This window comes from Scytonema millei VB511283 (assembly GCF_000817735.3).
Classification (GTDB): domain Bacteria; phylum Cyanobacteriota; class Cyanobacteriia; order Cyanobacteriales; family Chroococcidiopsidaceae; genus Chroococcidiopsis; species Chroococcidiopsis millei_B.
The window spans coordinates 328,217-345,631 of sequence record NZ_JTJC03000017.1 but is presented as its reverse complement, the minus strand read 5'-3'; the positions used below and the strand labels follow the sequence as shown (position 1 = coordinate 345,631).

15 protein-coding genes are annotated in these 17,415 nt (G+C 44.7%); 7 read left to right on the top strand and 8 right to left on the bottom strand.

Annotated elements, in window-relative coordinates:
- Positions 1-8: 8 nt before the first annotated feature.
- Positions 9-842: an ABC transporter ATP-binding protein gene (locus tag QH73_RS27125; protein WP_039713645.1), complete on the bottom strand. Its 834-nt coding sequence runs from the start codon at positions 840-842 to the stop codon at positions 9-11.
- Between the two features lie 729 nt (positions 843-1,571).
- On the opposite strand from QH73_RS27125, the gene QH73_RS29280 reads away from it, so the two are divergent.
- Together QH73_RS29280 and QH73_RS27115 are read left to right on the top strand one after the other, a co-directional pair.
- A complete protein-coding gene (locus QH73_RS29280; RefSeq protein WP_039714535.1) occupies positions 1,572-2,426 on the top strand; it encodes an ABC transporter permease in 855 nt (284 codons plus the stop codon).
- Positions 2,427-2,590: 164 nt separating this feature from the next.
- Positions 2,591-3,241 (top strand): cysteine hydrolase family protein, encoded by a 651-nt coding sequence (locus QH73_RS27115; protein WP_039713646.1) that lies wholly within the window; start codon positions 2,591-2,593, stop codon positions 3,239-3,241.
- Positions 3,242-3,315: 74 nt separating this feature from the next.
- Here QH73_RS27115 and gntT read toward each other — a convergent pair whose 3' ends face one another.
- Complete coding sequence (gntT, locus tag QH73_RS27110) at positions 3,316-4,692, bottom strand: guanitoxin biosynthesis MATE family efflux transporter GntT (protein ID WP_236147193.1); 1,377 nt, start codon at positions 4,690-4,692, stop codon at positions 3,316-3,318.
- Positions 4,693-4,945: 253 nt separating this feature from the next.
- On the opposite strand from gntT, the gene QH73_RS27105 reads away from it, so the two are divergent.
- Positions 4,946-5,620: an SDR family oxidoreductase gene (locus tag QH73_RS27105; protein ID WP_039713648.1), complete on the top strand. Its 675-nt coding sequence runs from the start codon at positions 4,946-4,948 to the stop codon at positions 5,618-5,620.
- Here QH73_RS27105 and QH73_RS27100 read toward each other — a convergent pair.
- Both QH73_RS27100 and QH73_RS27095 read right to left on the bottom strand, forming a co-directional pair.
- The gene (locus QH73_RS27100; RefSeq protein ID WP_309476539.1) at positions 5,607-6,083 is read right to left on the bottom strand and encodes a hypothetical protein; all 477 of its coding nucleotides are present in this window, start codon (positions 6,081-6,083) and stop codon (positions 5,607-5,609) included. The two genes, QH73_RS27105 and QH73_RS27100, sit on opposite strands and share 14 nt — an antisense overlap.
- Positions 6,073-7,365, bottom strand: a complete 1,293-nt coding sequence (locus QH73_RS27095) for a S41 family peptidase (RefSeq protein ID WP_039713650.1) — start codon at positions 7,363-7,365, stop codon at positions 6,073-6,075. Before QH73_RS27095 ends, QH73_RS27100 begins: the two co-directional genes overlap by 11 nt.
- Positions 7,366-7,482: 117 nt before the next feature.
- Here QH73_RS27095 and QH73_RS27090 point away from each other — a divergent pair, with 117 nt between their 5' ends.
- Both QH73_RS27090 and QH73_RS27085 read left to right on the top strand, forming a co-directional pair.
- Positions 7,483-8,847 carry a deoxyguanosinetriphosphate triphosphohydrolase gene (locus tag QH73_RS27090; RefSeq protein ID WP_132867292.1) on the top strand — a complete coding sequence of 455 codons (1,365 nt, stop codon included), beginning with the start codon at positions 7,483-7,485 and terminating at the stop codon, positions 8,845-8,847.
- Between the two features lie 345 nt (positions 8,848-9,192).
- A complete protein-coding gene (locus tag QH73_RS27085) occupies positions 9,193-10,206 on the top strand; it encodes a glycosyltransferase (RefSeq protein WP_039713651.1) in 1,014 nt (337 codons plus the stop codon).
- Positions 10,207-10,399: 193 nt separating this feature from the next.
- On the opposite strand, the gene QH73_RS27080 is transcribed toward QH73_RS27085, so the two are convergent.
- The 4 genes from QH73_RS27080 to QH73_RS27065 all read right to left on the bottom strand — a co-directional run bounded on the left by QH73_RS27080 (position 10,400) and on the right by QH73_RS27065 (position 15,777).
- A complete protein-coding gene (locus QH73_RS27080; RefSeq protein WP_039713652.1) occupies positions 10,400-11,272 on the bottom strand; it encodes an inositol monophosphatase family protein in 873 nt (290 codons plus the stop codon).
- A 74-nt stretch (positions 11,273-11,346) separates the two neighbouring features.
- A complete protein-coding gene (trpE, locus tag QH73_RS27075; protein ID WP_039713653.1) occupies positions 11,347-12,924 on the bottom strand; it encodes an anthranilate synthase component I in 1,578 nt (525 codons plus the stop codon).
- 239 nt (positions 12,925-13,163) lie between these two features.
- Entirely contained in the window at positions 13,164-13,592 is a 429-nt protein-coding gene (gene psaD / locus QH73_RS27070; protein ID WP_015156676.1) for a photosystem I reaction center subunit II, read from the bottom strand.
- Between the two features lie 178 nt (positions 13,593-13,770).
- On the bottom strand, positions 13,771-15,777 hold the full coding sequence (locus QH73_RS27065) for a DICT sensory domain-containing protein (protein WP_039713654.1): 2,007 nt from the start codon (positions 15,775-15,777) through the stop codon (positions 13,771-13,773).
- Positions 15,778-15,845: 68 nt separating this feature from the next.
- On the opposite strand from QH73_RS27065, the gene QH73_RS27060 reads away from it, so the two are divergent.
- Both QH73_RS27060 and QH73_RS27055 read left to right on the top strand, forming a co-directional pair.
- Complete coding sequence (locus QH73_RS27060) at positions 15,846-16,061, top strand: hypothetical protein (RefSeq protein WP_132867290.1); 216 nt, start codon at positions 15,846-15,848, stop codon at positions 16,059-16,061.
- Positions 16,062-16,289: 228 nt separating this feature from the next.
- Complete coding sequence (locus QH73_RS27055) at positions 16,290-17,315, top strand: glycosyltransferase family 4 protein (protein ID WP_039713655.1); 1,026 nt, start codon at positions 16,290-16,292, stop codon at positions 17,313-17,315.
- Positions 17,316-17,415 lie beyond the last annotated feature (100 nt).

Sequence of the window (17,415 nt, the reverse complement as noted above, 5' to 3'; positions counted from 1 at the left end):
AGTCCCGATTAATTAACCTCACCACGCAAAGCGTGCAGAATTTGGCGCTTGATCTCGACAAATTCCGATGAGAGTTTAATTTCTAAATGGCGATTGGCTGGCAAATTAACAGGTATTTCTAGTTGTAGCCGACCGGGATGACTGCTCATGACATAAATGCGCTGAGAAAGGAAGATTGCTTCTTCAACATCATGAGTAATCATCAATACAGTTGTGTGAGTTTGCTCCCAAAGTTCTAACAAGAATTGCTGCATTTGTTCTTTCGTTTGAGCGTCTAAAGCACCAAAGGGTTCATCCATCAACAGCACTTCTGGTTCGTTGGCTAAAGCACGAGCGATCGCGACTCGTTGTTTCATTCCACCTGATAATTGTTTTGGGTAAGCTTTAGCAAACTGGGTTAAACCAACTACGTTTAAGTAGTATGCTACCCGCTCTCGCTGCTCTGCTTTAGACATTTTACGCAACTGCAAACCAAATGCAATATTCTGCGAGACTGTCAGCCAAGGATAAAGCGTGTAGCCTTGAAACACCATACCGCGATCGGAGCCGGGACGACCAGTCACAGCCTGACCGTCAACTAATACTTGACCTGCGGAAGGAGCTGTGAGTCCAGCCACAATATTTAGTAGAGTAGATTTACCACACCCAGATACACCAACCAAACAAACAAATTCTCTAGGGTCAAGTTGGAAGTTAATCTTTTCTAGTACTACCAATTCCTTGCCGCGATTGGAATAAGATTTGCAGATTCCTCGTACTTCCAATTTAGGTTGATTTAGATCGGCTCGTCCCGATTGGGTTGATTGTTCCCGCAATTGACCGTTGAAGCGGGTATCAAGCATAAGCTACGCATTCCTAATCTAAAAAATTACTGCGATCTATAGCGATTCTATTTGAGTCATGAACCGATCGTTGTGGTGGTTGACTGTTAACGGTTGACAGTTAACTGTTAACCGTTAACAGTCAACCGTTAACAAGCAATATCCCAAATTCACAAATCATTTAGGCTCGCTATATACTTTTGTCAAGCTGCTCTAATTCAGTTAATCTCAAGCTATCTACTGAAATTGTTAATTGAGATACAGATTTTTGGGAGTTAAGAGTTATGTGTCAAAAGCAAGAGGTTCTAACTGAGAAATTACGGCTTCCGACTTCTCAATATAGCTTTAAAACGCGATCGCTACTCAACGATTTTTATCGGCGCGATCGCAGTTGCAAGAGAAAAAAACAAAGGAGCGATCGCGCCGATCGTTGTCGATCGGATATAAAGCATTACCTAAATAGAGGTAAATCAGCTTACACAAAATTTTGCCAATTTTAATACTTATTTTAAGTATAAATTAATACAAAAACATGAGTTGAGCAACTGTAATAGTATTGAAATAAACTGCCCAAACCTTGCTTTTCTTTACACTATACTTTTTAGTAGCAGAAGACTGAGACGATAGGGACGACTCTCGCCAACCCGGGAAGTTGGAACCCACTTTCAAAAGTTAATTATGCAGGCGATATCTGCTCCAGTTGCCAAATGTTTGTAAAGTATTTGCTAATAGATGGAGGTAATACCACTGGTGGCTCAATCTAGTTTCAGTAATTCAGATCTAGCTTCGCCTCGTCAAAACCGCTATCTCGAACCTTCCGTATTTTGGAGCATCCGCCAAGGTTTCCCCCGTTGGCTGGCAATGGCGATCGCCGCTACATCTCTCGCAGTACCGTTAATATTATGGGCGATCGCGAGTTACGCGGGTTGGGTTGCGCCAATGTTTCTCCCCACGCCAACGGCGGTTCTCCAAGCTGGTATAAATATGCTGACTCAGGACAATCTCATTATGGATGTCCTCGTGAGCTGCGGTCGGGTTCTCGGCGGTTTTCTGTTTGCCGCAATTATTGGAGTACCAATGGGAATTGCAATGGGAACTTTCTACAGCATGGAAAGCCTATTTGCTCCCATTGTCGGTACAGTGAGATATATGCCTGTCACCGCATTTGTACCGCTGATCGTGATTTGGGTTGGTTTAGGTGAAGAAGCCAAGGTGCTAATTGTCTTCTTGGGTGTCGTACTGTACAACGCCATCATGGTAGCAGATGCAGTCAAATTCATTCCCAACGAGATGATTAATGTTGCTTATACTTTAGGGGCAAATCGTCGCGATGTCTTGTTCAAAGTCATTGTACCAGCAACATTTCCTAGTGTTTTAGACACTCTACGAGTCAATATTTCTGGAGCTTGGAACTTTTTAGTCATTGCCGAACTGGTAGCAGCTCAAAGCGGGTTAGGCTTCAAAATTATTCAAGCTCAACGATTTCTGCAAACAGAGAAAGTATTATTTTGTATTGCTTTAATTGGCGCGATCGGTTTACTAATTGACTACAGTTTGAAGTGGCTCTCCCTACGGCTTACCCCTTGGGCAGATCAAACACGGTAGAATCAGTTATCAGTTATCAGTTATCAGTTATCAGTTATCAGTTAACCGTCAACCGTCTTCACGTAGCTTGCTTCCCCGAAGGGGTAGTGTAGCGCAGCGTTTAGCGTTTACCCTCAACCGTCTTCACGTAGTGTAGCGGAGCGTTTACCATCAACCAATGACCAATGACCAATGACAAATTAATTACAAACCTGAACTTAAATCCGAATAAAACTGCCTTAATTTGTGTCGATCTGCAAGCTGGGGCGTTTACAGGAGATTGCACACTTTCCTATGTTGGTATTGCTGAATTGTTGCCCAAGGCAAAGCGAGTTTTAGCAGCAGCGCGTCAAGCAAAATTACCAATTATTCATTGTAAAGAAGTCCATCGTAAAGAAATGGTGGATTTTGGACGGGAGTTAGATGGTGCAGAACCAATTCACTGTTTGGAAACTTGGGCTAGTACTGATTATTATTGGGAATTAGCTCCAATTGACGGGGAATTTACAGTTAGCAAACGTCGCTATAGTTGTTTTTTTGGCACGGATCTAGAGATTCTGCTGCGGGGGTTGAAAGTAGATACTTTAGTATTGATTGGTATAATGACGAACGTTTGCGTGCATTACACGGCAGCGGACGCTCACCAACACGATTATCACTTCCACGTTATTGAGGATTGCTGTGCTGGTTCCGATTGGGACGCACATTGGGCGGCGCTAACAGCGATGGAATATTTGCAATCAGGCGCAAGAATTTCACAAGCTGCATTTGTTGAAGCGATATCAGAAGTCGGAAGTCAGTTACGGGCGCACAGATGTACGCCCGTACAGGATTAATTTTTCTCCCTCAGCTCCCCCAACTCCCCCAGCTTCCCCAACTCTCTTCTCCCCTACTCCCTACTCCCTACTCCCTACTCCCTTAGCTTGAGCGTTCTCGGTACAAATATCGCCAAACTCACAGCCCTCACAACCATAAACAAAGCTAGAGACAACCAGAGTAGATGGCTGTTACGGAAATACCACGCGGCTACAGCCATTGGTGCAAATCCCAGCATAGCAGCCGCAAGAACCGAAATTCTCAAAATCCGACCTGCGGTTAAGCCGAGAAAGTAACCATCTAGCATATAGGCGATCGCCCCAAATCCCAAAATTGGTAGTAACCAGCCTACATAACTGCTAATTCGTCCCAAAATTGCAGTATGGTTAGTCAATAGCCCGAATAAGGGCATGGGAATGAGAATGAAGGCGATCGCAAACAGTATCCCTACGCTCAAACTCGCCGAGCCAGATACCCAGATGAGTTGAGTTAATTGAGCGATCGCTCCTCTGCCTAGAAAAACTCCGGCTAGGGTTTCAGTGGCGAAGGCAAGTCCATCAACAAAGTATGCTGTCAGCGTCACCACTTGCAACAACACTGTGTTAGTAGATAAAATCTCCGTTCCCAAGGTCGAACTGAGGTTGGTAAATACGGCAAATGTGGAAACTAAAGCAAAGGTGCGGACTAGAATTTCGCCATTCAGCGCGAAAGCTGCCCGTAGATCGCTGGGATTGAGAATTTGTCTGATGAATGATGCTTTTGCTGGATGCTGATGTATTTTTACAAGTGGGATTTCTCGGTTGACCAAGATTAGCCCTACCAGCAACATGAGGTACTGAGCGATCGCCGTTCCTAGTCCTGCTCCCGTACTTTGCCATCCCCAGCGCACGATAAACACGTAGTTTAGCACCACATTGGATAGATTACCGACAGCCGAGAGCAAAAATACCTTACCACTGTGCGATCGCCCCAAGAACCAACCAATGAGTACAAAGTTGAGCAAGGTTGCTGGTGCGCCCCAAATGAGAGCATCGTAATATGCTTGACCGGATGCTTTGACTTCTGGTGTCGCGCTCAGTAGGCTAAAACCTAGCAGTCTCAAAGGCTGTTGCAAAACTAAAATGAATAGTCCCAACGAGAGTGCTATTAAGCCGTTGCGTAAACCTATCAGTATGACTCCTTCTCTGTCTTCCCGCCCAATCGCTTGAGCTATCATCCCCGTTGTCCCCATCCGTAAAAAGCCAAATGTCCAGTAGATGTAATTAAATAGGACAGTTGCTAAAGCGACTCCTGCTAGGTAACGAATTTCCTGTAAATGTCCCAAAAACGCGACATCCACTAACCCAGCTAAGGGAACCATGAGGTTTGAGAGAATGTTGACGATCGCCAGTTGGAAGAAGTGACGCAGAAAGCTAGAACGAGATGGCAATGCTTTTAAACCCCCTGCATACTTTCCCCTACTGCTTAGCAAGTCAAAAGTTAAAAGTCAAAAGTCAAAATTGTACAACTCAACCTAACTACCACATTAGACGATTCAATCAATTTCTACATCGCTATTACTAGCCAGTTCTAGAACTCCGACTGTGTTGCAACTGGGCAACCGATCTGACTCATATAAGTCAAAGATTTTGCCGGGAGAGATTTGAGACATCATACGTCAAAATGTGTAATCGATCGTCCACAATGATTTGTGTAGCTTGCATACTGGATTGAGAATTAGAAACATGACGGATAGTTCTTACATTTTTCTGGCTGGTGCGAGTCGCGGTGTGGGGCGAGAAATTGCTAAATGCCTGGTACAGCTGGGTTTACAGGTAAAAGCATTGTTGCGGACAGCGGCGGCGCAAGCGGAATTAGAAGCGATGGGAATTGCGGTAGTTTTTGGCGATGCGTTGAATGTTGAAGACTTAGAACGGGCAATGCTGGGAGATTCTATCTCTACAGTTATTAGCACGATTGGCGGTTTACCAAAAGATGGAGTCAGAGCCGACTATTTAGGTAATAAAAACCTAATTGATGCAGCGGTGAAAGCAGGCGCACAAAAGTTTATTTTGGTATCTTCTATCGGGAGCGGCAATAGTGTATCAGCCATTCCTCCGCAGGCTTTAGCGACTTTGAAGGATGTTTTAATCGAGAAGGAACAAGCAGAAAACTATCTTGCGGCAAGTGGTTTGACTTATACAGTCATTCGTCCTGGGGGATTGAAATCGGAACCAGCAACGGGTAACGGCTTGCTAACGGCAGATCCGCGTATTGCTGGGACGATTCATCGCGCTGATGTAGCTCAACTGATTTGTCGTTGTTTGAATTCGGAAAAAGCGAATAATCAAATTCTTTCCGCCGTGGATCGGGAAATGCTTTACACTCCAACTCAATTTGAGGAGTTTAGTTTGAACTGAATGTTTTCACCCAGCCAAGGCGAATAGACAACGATAGGGCGATCGCGGCTAGGGTAAACCAGACTATACTTTCTCCAGCAGTAGCGATCGCGGGTAAGACTGTCTGGGAGGATTGCAGCGCCATTTCGATTTGAGTTAAACCGCGCACGCACCCAAAAGCCATAACAGCTCCTGCTTTTAACTGAATATTGCTATCCTCCCGAATTGTATAGCGGTACGTCACGCCAAATAGAAAGCCACAAACGACTGCGATCGCCCCTGTAAACAAGCTGGAGAAACTGAAAAGGCTAGGGGTAAGCAAGAAGTTATTTACAAAGGTAGTAACGACGAACGCCAAAGCTAAAGTTGCAGCCGCTATGGTTCCAGCCTTGAGCGATTCTAATCGTTCTAATTGGTCATTTGTCATTGGTTGTTGGTTGACGGTTGACAGTTGACAGTTGTTGGTTAACTGGTCACTGGTCACTGGTCACTGATAACTGGTCACTAGTCACTGTTTCGATCGCTCGTTCTTTTTGCGGGTCTGCGCCTTGGGCATATTCTAAAGTAAAGGGAACGGTAATATCTGGAGTAATTGGCTTGCCTTCTAGTCGATATTTACCATCAATTATCACGTCAGCAACGGCTAAATAAAGAACGCTGCCATCTGGCATGATAAAGGGACGACCACCTACTACTGCGCCTGCTGTAGGGGAACCAACCACAGAGCCAATTTTATAACGCTGAAAGCCAAACGCCAGAATTTCTTTACCGCTTCTACTACTTTCATTGACGACCATCACGACTGGTTTTTTCCATTGATAGTTTGCTGTAGATGGTTGGCGATCGCGTCCTGTCATGGTAACGCTGGGACCATTGGCAGTATATATATTAAGATAATTGGGCGATGCGCCACCCCATCCATCCCGCAAGTCTAAAACTAACCCATCTGCATCTTTGAGGCGACCGTACATTAAATCTTCTTCAAGTTGTTGCTGGTATTCGTCACCTGCATACGACCAAATATGTACGTAACCAATTTTTTTACCTTCTTTTTGAATAATTTGGGTACTGGCTTGCTGTGCTTTGAGAAACATCGTCGTAGCATCATATATCTGCGGCGTAACCTTTATTTCTTCCTGATTTTGAGTATCAGCACGCCGTTGAATTGCGATCGCGACTGGTTTATCAATCTTGGCAAAAGATTGAATCGGTTGGAAAGGTTTGCCATTGACGCTAATAATGCGATCGCCGACTTTCAATTTGGCTTTCGCTGCCGGACTTCCTGCTAAAATGCCGCTAATAAAAGTTTTGCCTTGAATCTCTTTGGTAAAAATACCAATTCCAGGATATTCAATCTTACCTTGGGGCAAGAATTTTTTTAACTGTTTCTGCAAGTCAGGATTGCGTTTAGCAAAAATACCTAAAATTTGATAATAAGCTGGTTCATCTGCGGTGTAATAGCGCGTGTGAGATGTCCGCAACTCGGATAGCATTTGATTGACAACGGTAGCAAATTCTGGTGTCGATTTCGCTCGAACTGCTTGAGACTTATATTGCTCTCGCATCGCTTTCCAATCTACGCCATTAAATTTAGAATCGAAAAAGTTTTCATTAACCGTTTGCCAAACGCGATCGAATACCTGTGCTTGCGGTTTTGCTAGCAGTGATGGTATTGGTGAGACAAGCCAGATGAGAAACAGAGTCGAAATACTAATTAAACAGGCGATCGCCCAACGATTTGACTGAGACAGTTTGAATCTCTGCATTGTGGAAGGTTGAGAATTTCGAGCAGGATCTCTAGTCTAGTGCGAATTTGAGGTAGTACAAGCAATAAGTGAAGAATAAGACTTATTGTAGATTTATCCACTGATAAGGGGTGTAGAATGGCTACCTTAATGGCATGGTCTAAATTACTATCTCGTAAACGGCTGGGAGAAACTTTTGTAGAAACTAGCGACGCGGAAATTCCAGCACAAAATCGGACATCATTTCAAAGAGACTTCGATCGCATTGTTTTCTCTTCTTCTTTTAGAAGATTGAAGGATAAAACACAAGTCTTTCCTCTATTTAATAACGATTATGTTCGTAACCGCCTCATTCATAGTTTAGAAGCATCTTGTGTGGGACGTTCCCTCGGCACGATTGTCGGAGAAGAAATTATTAAAAGACATAGTAAAAGTTTACGTGACTATATTGCCTCTGATTTTGGTGATATTGTTGCTGCTGCTTGCCTATCGCACGATATCGGCAATCCTCCATTTGGACATACTGGTGAAGATGCGATTCAAGAGTGGTTTAAATCGGCTCGCGCTCAGCCAGTATTACAACAGTTAAATTTACAACAACAAGCCGATCTCACCGAATTTGAAGGTAATGCTCAAGGATTCAGAATTATTACTCAAAAAGAGAAACAAGCCGATCGCATTGGGATGCAACTTACCTATGCAACGTTGGGAACTTTCATGAAATATCCTAGAGAATCTTTGATTTCTAGCGAGACTTTTCAACAATATCAAGGCAAAAGTACAGCTAAGCACGGTTTTTTTCAAGCAGAAAAAAATTTAGTCGAACAAATTGCCGCTGAAGTTGGCTTGATTCGTCGCGATGTAAACTCTGCTTGGTGGTGTAGGCATCCACTCGTATTTTTGATCGAAGCGGCTGACGATATTTGCTATCACATTGTCGATCTAGAAGATGGGTTTCGCATGGGTTATATCACTTATGAAGAAGCAGAAACCTTATTCATGACTCTACTCAAAGAAGACAATTTAGAATATTTAGGCAGCGATTTACTAGATAATATTAAATATTTGCGTTCTAAAGCAATCCACCAATTACTTCTTGAAGCTAAACACGTTTTTCTAGATTTCGAGTCAGGCATTCTGTCAGGAGAATTTGACGCACCTTTAACATCAGTCATTCCTTCGGCAAATAGTCTTAAAGAAATTGTAGATATTACCCGTAGAAAAGTATACGAATCTTGCGAAGTGATTGAAGTCAAAGTAGCAGGTTATGAAGTTTTAGGAGGATTGTTAGAAGAATTTATTACTGCTATTAGTCAAGAGCAACTTTCTAAGAGCTATTTAATTAAAAAACTACTGCCTAATTTTAAAGCAGATGATGAAAGCTTGGATTTATACAAGAAAATCTTGAAAGTCACGGATTATATTTCTGGTATGACTGATTCTTATGCCGTATCAGTTTATAAAAAAATCAAAGGAATTTCTCTGCCTCGGGGCGGGAAGTAAGCCGCAACTTAGTCTTTGTTAGTAAAGTCTTGATGTATCCTCGGATAGTATGAGATCGCGCGTACTATTGAAAGAAAAATCCAGCCAACAGTAAAGGTATCAGCAACAAAGCAGAGATAATTAACAGTAAAGTACCTGGTTCGATTTTGATTTCGTTTTTATCGGGTTCGCGCATTTTGCACCTACAAGTAAACACTTATACTACTTCAGGATAAAAGATTTTTGACTGCTATTTAAAGCCCTTTTAAGTTGAGAAATGTAAACATAGCTTGCCTCAGATGAGCATGAATGAGGTTGAATTTGGTTTGGATGAGCTAACTTACAGGCAGAATATGAGGCGATCGCATGAGAAAACTGTATTTCTTAGTACCGGGAACGGGTGGAAAGTTTGCCTGTGGTGGGCTGTGGGCAGAGTTAAAAACTCTAAATCTGGCAAAACAGATTTGTGATGCAGCAGCCGTAACATATCGTCAGCGAGAAAAGGATACGCTGTTCTTACAAGATCTATTGCAAAGTGATTTGAATGCAGATGATGTCATATTTGTACTGAGTTGGGGATTTGATGTCGCCAAACTTGCTAACCAGCTCAAACAATATCATGCAATCTATCATGCCCATAGTACGAATTATGGATTTAGGCTTTCAGCCAATATTCCAATTATTACCGTCAGCCGTCATACGATGGGATATTGGGGACAGCGATCGCCACATTCACTAATTTATTATTTGCCCAACCAAATTAGCGATGAGTTTCAAAATTTTAATCGCCAACGCGATATAGACGTTTTAGTTCAAGCACGAAAATCCTCTCAATATCTCATCCAAGAATTAATTCCGGCTTTAGAACAAAGCTGTCGCGTCGTCGTCGTGAATTCTTATGTTGAAGATTTAGCAGAACTATTTAATCGGGCTAAAGTTTACCTATATGATTCAGCAGAATATTGGGCGCAACAGGGTGTAACTGAAGGTTTTGGACTACAACCTCTAGAAGCGATGGCATGTGGTTGTCCAGTTTTTTCCAGTGTAAATGGTGGTTTATCCGATTACTTAGATCCTGGTTTTAACTGCTATAAAATTGCTGGATATGCACGGGAATTTGACGTGCAGCGGATTCTCCAAGTTATAGAACGTCCTCAATTACCTTTTCTGTCTGAGACTATTTTGGCTGAATATCGGACTGAGAATATTTTGAAACGTCTACCAGTAATTTTGCAAGATATTAATATCTTTTTTGACCAGCGATCGTCTTACGTTCATCCAATTCGAGATTTGACACCGATGAGGATCGCCCAGTTAAATTTGCAAAGATTCATGAGTAAATTGAGCAAAAAATATTTGAAAGCGCGATCGCCGAATTAATACATTACGGTAGCGTCAGAGTAGAGATCTTGGAGATCCCCCCAACCCCCCTTGAAAAGGGGGGCTTTGTTCCCCCCTTATTAAGGGATTAATTCTAAGCTTACAGATATTCGCACGTATACTCTTGAAAAGGGGGCTTTGTTCCCCCCTTGTGAAGGGGGGCTAGGGGGGATCGGATCTTATTCACTTCTGCTTACTCTGCCAAACTTTGCACCGCTGCTAATAAGTGCTGGTGTACCGATTCTGATGCAGCGATTATGAGTCCTGGTAAGCTGTAGTCCTTACAGGTGTGCAAGGGAGGGGGAACAGAACCATTGTGAGTAGTCACAATACAACCAGCTTCTCTGGCAAGAAAAGCAAGTGCAGCACCATCGATAAATTTACCAGAGGCGATCGCTGCTCCAGCTATGTCACCAGTTAAAATACCATTGAGGTTGGGGACTTGAATTTCCCGCGAGTAGGCATTAGCTATATCTATAACTTCGTAGTCCTGTTGTTTCAATCTCGGTTGGAGCGCACTCATCCCCCATCCTAAGAGAATAGTTGGTTTTGGCTGTCCGACTCGTAATGGTTTACAGGCGGCTAAATTCTGGTTTAACGCCCCTTGGCCAGTACCTTCGCCACGTAGGGCGTAGTAGTAAGTATTTTGGGCGGGAGAGATGGCAATGACCGCTTCAAAGTCATCCCAATTGAGAATGCTGAGAATAATTTGATAATTTGCGTGTCCGTCGAGGTAGAACTGAGTCCCGTCTATGGGGTCTAGCGTTACGAGATAGTCACCGTCACCACCCAAATCGATCGCGCGAAAATATTTTGTATTGCGGGATTGTTCGTATTCTTCTCCGTAAAAGCGAATATGGGGAAAGTTTGCCAAAAGTGCCACTTCCACTAAATTCTGAATCGCCAGATCTGCATCGGTCAAAGCCGCAGCAAAGAAATTATCTCCTTCTCCTTTCGCAGGAAGTACGGCAATCTTAGATTGAATCCGATCCGCGTAGGCTGCTGCTACTTGAAGATGGGGAAATAAACTTTCGACGATCGCGCGTGGACTCGATGTCTCTGACATGAAATTCAACTGCTAGAGGACTGAGCAATATTAGCAAAACCTCAAACTCTTGGCAGCGTCTCTAGAACACAAATTTAATTTTTTTCCAGGCAACGAATAGCGACTAAAAGACCCCTAGCTTTATTGAGAGTTTCTTCATATTCTTTGTCTGGGTCAGAGTCGGCTACTATGCCAGCACCAGCTTGGACGCTAGCAGTGCAATTGCGGACGATTGTAGTACGGATGGCGATCGCGCTATTTAACTGCCCTTCAAAGTCGTAATAACCATAGACCCCAGAATAAACTCCACGACGGCACGTTTCTAGTTCGTGAATAATTTCCATTGCCCGAATTTTTGGCGCACCGCTGACCGTACCAGCCGGAAAACAAGCTTTGAGCAAATCCCATGCTTTCTTATCTGGCGCGAGTTCTCCTACAACATTGCTGACGATGTGCATGACGTGGGAATAGCGCTCGATGACCATTAATTCATCAACTTTCACCGTACCGCTTTTACACGCCCGTCCCAAATCGTTGCGTCCCAAGTCAACTAACATGACGTGTTCGGCAATTTCTTTCGGATCTTGCAATAAATCTGCGGCAAAGGCTGCATCTTCCTGGGGTGTTTTTCCCCTCGGACGAGTCCCGGCAATCGGGCGCAAAGTCGCCACCATTACCCCGTTTGGATCTCGTTCTGCTTTCACCATCACTTCAGGACTAGAACCGATAATTTGCCAGTCTTGGAAGTGGAAATAAGCCATATAAGGCGAGGGGTTAATCAGCCGCAGAGAACGATATAAAGCAAACGGATCTCCCTCGTAGGTTGTCGTGAGGCGTTGAGAGAGGACGACTTGAAAAATATCGCCAGCTTTAATGTATGCCTTTGCCTTATCGACGTTGGCACAGAATTGTTCCTTGGTAATGTTACTCGTGTAATTTAAGGGGAGTCGGGAGTCGGTAGGGGCGCACTGCTGTGCGCCCGTACTAGAGAGTCGGGAACGATTGTCTTTTTCTCTAACCTCTTCTGGCGATTGCCATTCTAAAACTGTATCCCGATGGGAAAGAGGGAGTTGGAGTTTCTCGACCATTTGACGCACGCGATCGCCTGCTTGTTGATATGCTTGCTGGAGATCGGCATTGTCACGCACGTCGGCATAGGCGATCGCCCAGATTTTGCGCTTGACTTGATCGAAAATGAGTAATTGGTCTATTTGCATCCACAAGCCATCCGGCAGGTCGCTGTCTGTTGCTGGATAAACTGGAACTCTGGGTTCGATCCAACGGATCAATTCGTATCCCCAGAACCCAAACAAACCGCCAATCCCAGGGGGAAGTTGAGGTAACTTCACCGGATGATAAGGTTCTAAACACGATGCTAGGGCAGCAAACGGATCGCCCTCAATCGTGACTTGCGTACCGTCGCGATAAGTTTGAATTGTGCGATCGCCTTTTGCTGCTAAAGTCCATAGCGGATCGCACCCCAAGAAGCTATAGCGCCCAATATTTTCGCCCCCTTCGACCGATTCCAACAAAAAGCTATAAGGCTGTCCCGCACACACCTTATACCAAGCAGATACAGGCGTATCTAAATCCGCTACCCATTCTTGGTAAACCGGAATGAAATTACCTTGTGTTGCTAACTGCTGGAATTGAGCAAAATCGGGAAAAATCATGATGAACAAGTCAAAAGTCAAAAGTTAGAAGTCAAAACACTAGATAACCAGAATGTATGGCGAGTATCGTCTACCTTCTGCACGGAAAACTGAAAAAAGTAAATGTAGGGTGGGCAATGCCCACCCCACTCAGAAAGTTTTATATTATTGCCTTGTTTATCAACAAAAAGCAGAGACTAGAAACTAAAAACTAGAAATCGTAATATTCCTAGCCCCTAGTCTCCAGTCCCTAGCCTCGATTAGGGTGCGTCGTATGGCTGTACGCCGCTGAACTTCAACTTGGCTGGGCTGGGGTTGCTGCCAATGTTGCGATCGACGTAACGTACTTTTGGACGACCTTGGTTGACTTTTTCTGGGAAGACACCATCAGCTGGATGGATCATCTGAGTTTCTCCATTAGGATAGACTCGATAGATTTTGTAGTCGTTAATTTTGAATTTTGCCCGCAGTTGTTGCCCGCCCAAAGCGATACCATATTCTTTGCGCGCAATTTCTAGCTTATTTTTGCCCTGCCGCATGATGGCTGAACCACCTGTAGGCATTTCAAAAACTTGCTCTTTGGGGCTAGTCCAAGTAATAACGTATTTTTCTTCTCTTTCTGCTTTGGTCAGCAAGCCACCAGTGCCGCCACCAAATATAGGTGTTTGTCCCTCAAGTGTTTCTGCCATAGATTTCTCTCTCAAGGTTTTTAGGGCATCCTATCACTGAGATAGCGCCTATTTAGCCAGTATGTAAGGAACTGTTACAGTTATCAGTGGCTAGTGACTAGTGGCTGGTGGCTAGCTACTCACTATTCACTAGTGACCAACTACCAACTACCAACTACCAACTACCCATTACCAATGACTACTCTACAGTCGGAACTGTGAAGTGAAACGTAGTCCCTTTGTCTTTCCCTGCCGATTCTGCCCAGATTTTCCCGTTCCAGCTATTGACAATTTGACGACAAATTGCCAGTCCTAAGCCCGTACCTCCTGCGGTGCGACGGAGCGCCCCTTCTTCTTGGTAGAAGCGATCGAAAACAATTTCGAGCCGATTGGGTTCAATCCCGCGTCCAGTATCGGAAACGGTGACTTCTAGCGTCGTGCCACCGTTGGTACGTGCGGCGATCGCGATCTGTCCTGTGGGAGGCGTAAATTTGCAGGCGTTATCCAACAGTTTAGCGATTAACTCTACCAACCAGTCTCCATCAACCCTAATTAGAGGAAGTTGGACTGGAATTGTGCTGACGATCTGCGGTAAATCTTCTGGGTTAGAACGGGTGCGGACGCGGCTGAGGGCAAGCTCGACGCACTCATCTAAGGGTAAAGTTTCAGGATGCCATTCTACCCGTCCGCTTTCTAAGTTGGAGAGGGTGAGGAAATCTTGGACTAATTTGCGCATTCGCTCGGAGTCGGTAAGAGCAGTGCTGAGCATGACTTGCCGCAATTCTAAAGGCATATCTGGCTCGGTGGCAAGGCTTTCCAAACAAACTTGGATCGTCGAGAGGGGGGTACGAAGTTCGTGTCCAGTAATCGCGATGAGGTTGCTGCGGGTGCGATCGAGCGCCTCTAATTGCTGGTTGAGGTCTTCTAGATTTGCATAAGCTTCGGCTTGAATCAATGCTGCGCCTACCTGAGTGGCGATCGCTTCGACTAAAGAAGTTTCGTCTGCCGTCCACTGGTGTGGTTGGGAACCACAATAATGAGATTCGACTATTCCCAATAACTTACCTTGGTACAATACTGGCATTAACAACCAAGAACGAATATCTAGCTGTTTTACGAGCTGTTGTAGCAGGGGTGAATCAGTCACGCGGGAGTCAGTTTGAGTATCGACAATACAGAGCGCTCCTTGCTGACAGGTCATTTCTTGAAACAAGGGATTTTTTTGTAAAGGCATGACTTTTCCTACCACTGAGGAAACGCCAGGTTGTAAATATTCGTGAGCGATCGCCACCTGGTCATCGTTAGCTTGAGCGCGGTAAATCAAACAACGGCAAGCACCCAGGGCAATTCCTAACTCGCGGACTGCGACTTTCAAAATTTCTTGAGGATGTAACGGTAGTCCGGTGGCGCTACCTTTGCGAATCGCAGCGGTAATCGAGTTAATCAGGCGTTCTTTCCGTTCTTGGGCAGCAATCGAGCGGTAGGCTTTGAGTAATTTGTACTGTCCGGCTTGCAGGTACGTTACTAATCTCTGGACGAAAGGATTGGTATCGATCGCCGCAGGATCTAGCGAGGGCAAAGCAATGGGGGCAGCAGTTTTAGACTTTTTCGCTGACGATCGCCTTTGTGGAAATATCCCGAAGCGATTGCGCGCGAGTTCGATTTTGGCGGCTAATTCTGGTCTGTAATGTAAAATGCGTTGAAGTAACAGCTCGGCTGCAATACAGCTAATTTGTCGCTCGGAAGTCCAGATGCCTTCAAACTGGCGGGTGGGGTCCATATCCACCGCTGGCAAATGAGGTGAGGGTTTAATCTGGACTATGCTTGGGCGTTCGCGGCAAATCAGGCAAGTGCTATAGCTTTGCCCGATCGCGACGAGATGCCATTCTTGACTTAATGATTCTGTTGGATCGAAGGCGATCGTTTCGTAGTATTCGGAAGCATTAGTAAAATCTGTCTCCGGTGCTGCTAGTACGTAGACTTGATTCGTTTGCCGAGCAAGGCGCTTGTAGCGGTGGGCTTCTTGACGATAGAAGCGTTCCCGCTGAAAGCTAGCAATCAGCAACGGTTGGTCTGAAGTCGAAGCAAGCACTTGGTCTTCCATCGCATGGGACAAAGCCGTTAAGGAAGCTTTGAAATAAACTTGGGTTCTCAGTTGGGGTACTGCTACTAGCAGATCGCTTAGCACAGAAGTCAAATTGCTCATGACTGTGTTTGTCGATCGCGTTACCTGCGTACCACCCTGCCAGGAGAACTAGGAAGCGCGATCGCTGCTTGCTTGCATCGAGGGTTCTCTATCCACCATCCTACCGATACTGGGGACTAGGAGCTAGTAGTCAGTTATCAGTTATTAGGGAGCAGGGAGCAGGGGAGAGGGGGACAAGGGAGAGAAGAGAGCTGAGGGAGCGATCGGGAGCTGAGGAGGCTGAGGGAGAAAAACAATCAACTACCAACTACCAAATACCAAATACCAACAATATCCTTAGATAGATAGATGTTGTAAAAGTCAAGTAAAAATAGTATAAGTTAATCTTTAGGACTAAAAATTTTAAGTATATAAACCTATAGAGGGGTGCATCTAGGCGAGTTTATGCCTTTTATTAAAACTTATTAAGCGATGAGAGAAATCTTCTGTCGTTTGGGAGTTAGAAGGCTGCTAATTTCCTTTGGCAGCATTCTTCGGATCGATTCGTAGTTACTGCTCAATTGCAAGAAAAAATGAAAATCGCTCAGATTGCTCCTCTGTGGGAACGAGTCCCACCCTTTCGCTACGGTGGTATTGAATTAATCGTTAGTTTACTGACTGACGAATTAGTTCGGCGCGGTCATGAAGTCACGCTGTTTGCTTCTGGTGACTCGATGACTACAGCTCAGCTCAAATCAGTCCACAATAAAGCATTACGTCTCGATCCCAGTGTCAAGGAACCAGGACTTTACGAGCAAATGATGCTGTTCGAGGTTTTTAGCAACGCCGATCGTTTTGATATTATTCATTCCCATGTTGGCTGCGCTGCCTTGCCTTACACTGGTTTTGCTAAAACGCCTACAGTACATACAACTCACGGGATTTTTACTCCTGATAATGAAAAGATGTTTCGGCGTTTTGCTTGGCAACCATACATCAGTATTAGCGAAGCGCAACGAGAACCTCGTCTGGGGTTAAATTACATTCAGACTATCTACAACGGTATTGATACCTCTATCTATCCGTTTCAGCCTCAACCTAGTCAACCAGCTTATCTGGCTTTCGTCGGTCGCATATCTCCTGAAAAAGGTCCGATTGAAGCGATGAAAATAGCCCGCGCTGCTGGTTTACCATTAAAAATGGCTGGCAAAGTCGATCCGGTGGATCGAGAATATTTTCGCGATCGCGTTGAGCCATTAATTGACGGTGAGCAAATCCAGTATCTTGGGGAAGTATCTCATGAAGAGAAGGCTCAGCTTTTGGGTGGAGCTACAGTAACTTTGTTTCCGATTACCTGGCGAGAACCGTTTGGTCTAGTCATGATTGAGTCAATGGCAACAGGCACGCCTGTAGTTGGCATGGGTTTGGGTTCCGTACCAGAAGTAGTTGCTCATGGTAAAACAGGCTTTGTTTGTCATTCTCTAGAACAAATGGTGGATGTGATTCCCGATGCCATGAAAATAGATCGCCAAACATGTCGCGACTATGCGATCGATCGCTTTAGCGTTCAAGCAATGACAAGCGCATATGAAAAGGCGTATCAAACTTGGAAGGGGTAGGGGAATCAAAATTGAGCAGACGGTTGACAGTTAACGGTTGACAGTTGACTGCTCCCTGCTCCCTGCTCCCTACTCCCTGCTCCCTGATAACTGTTTGCCT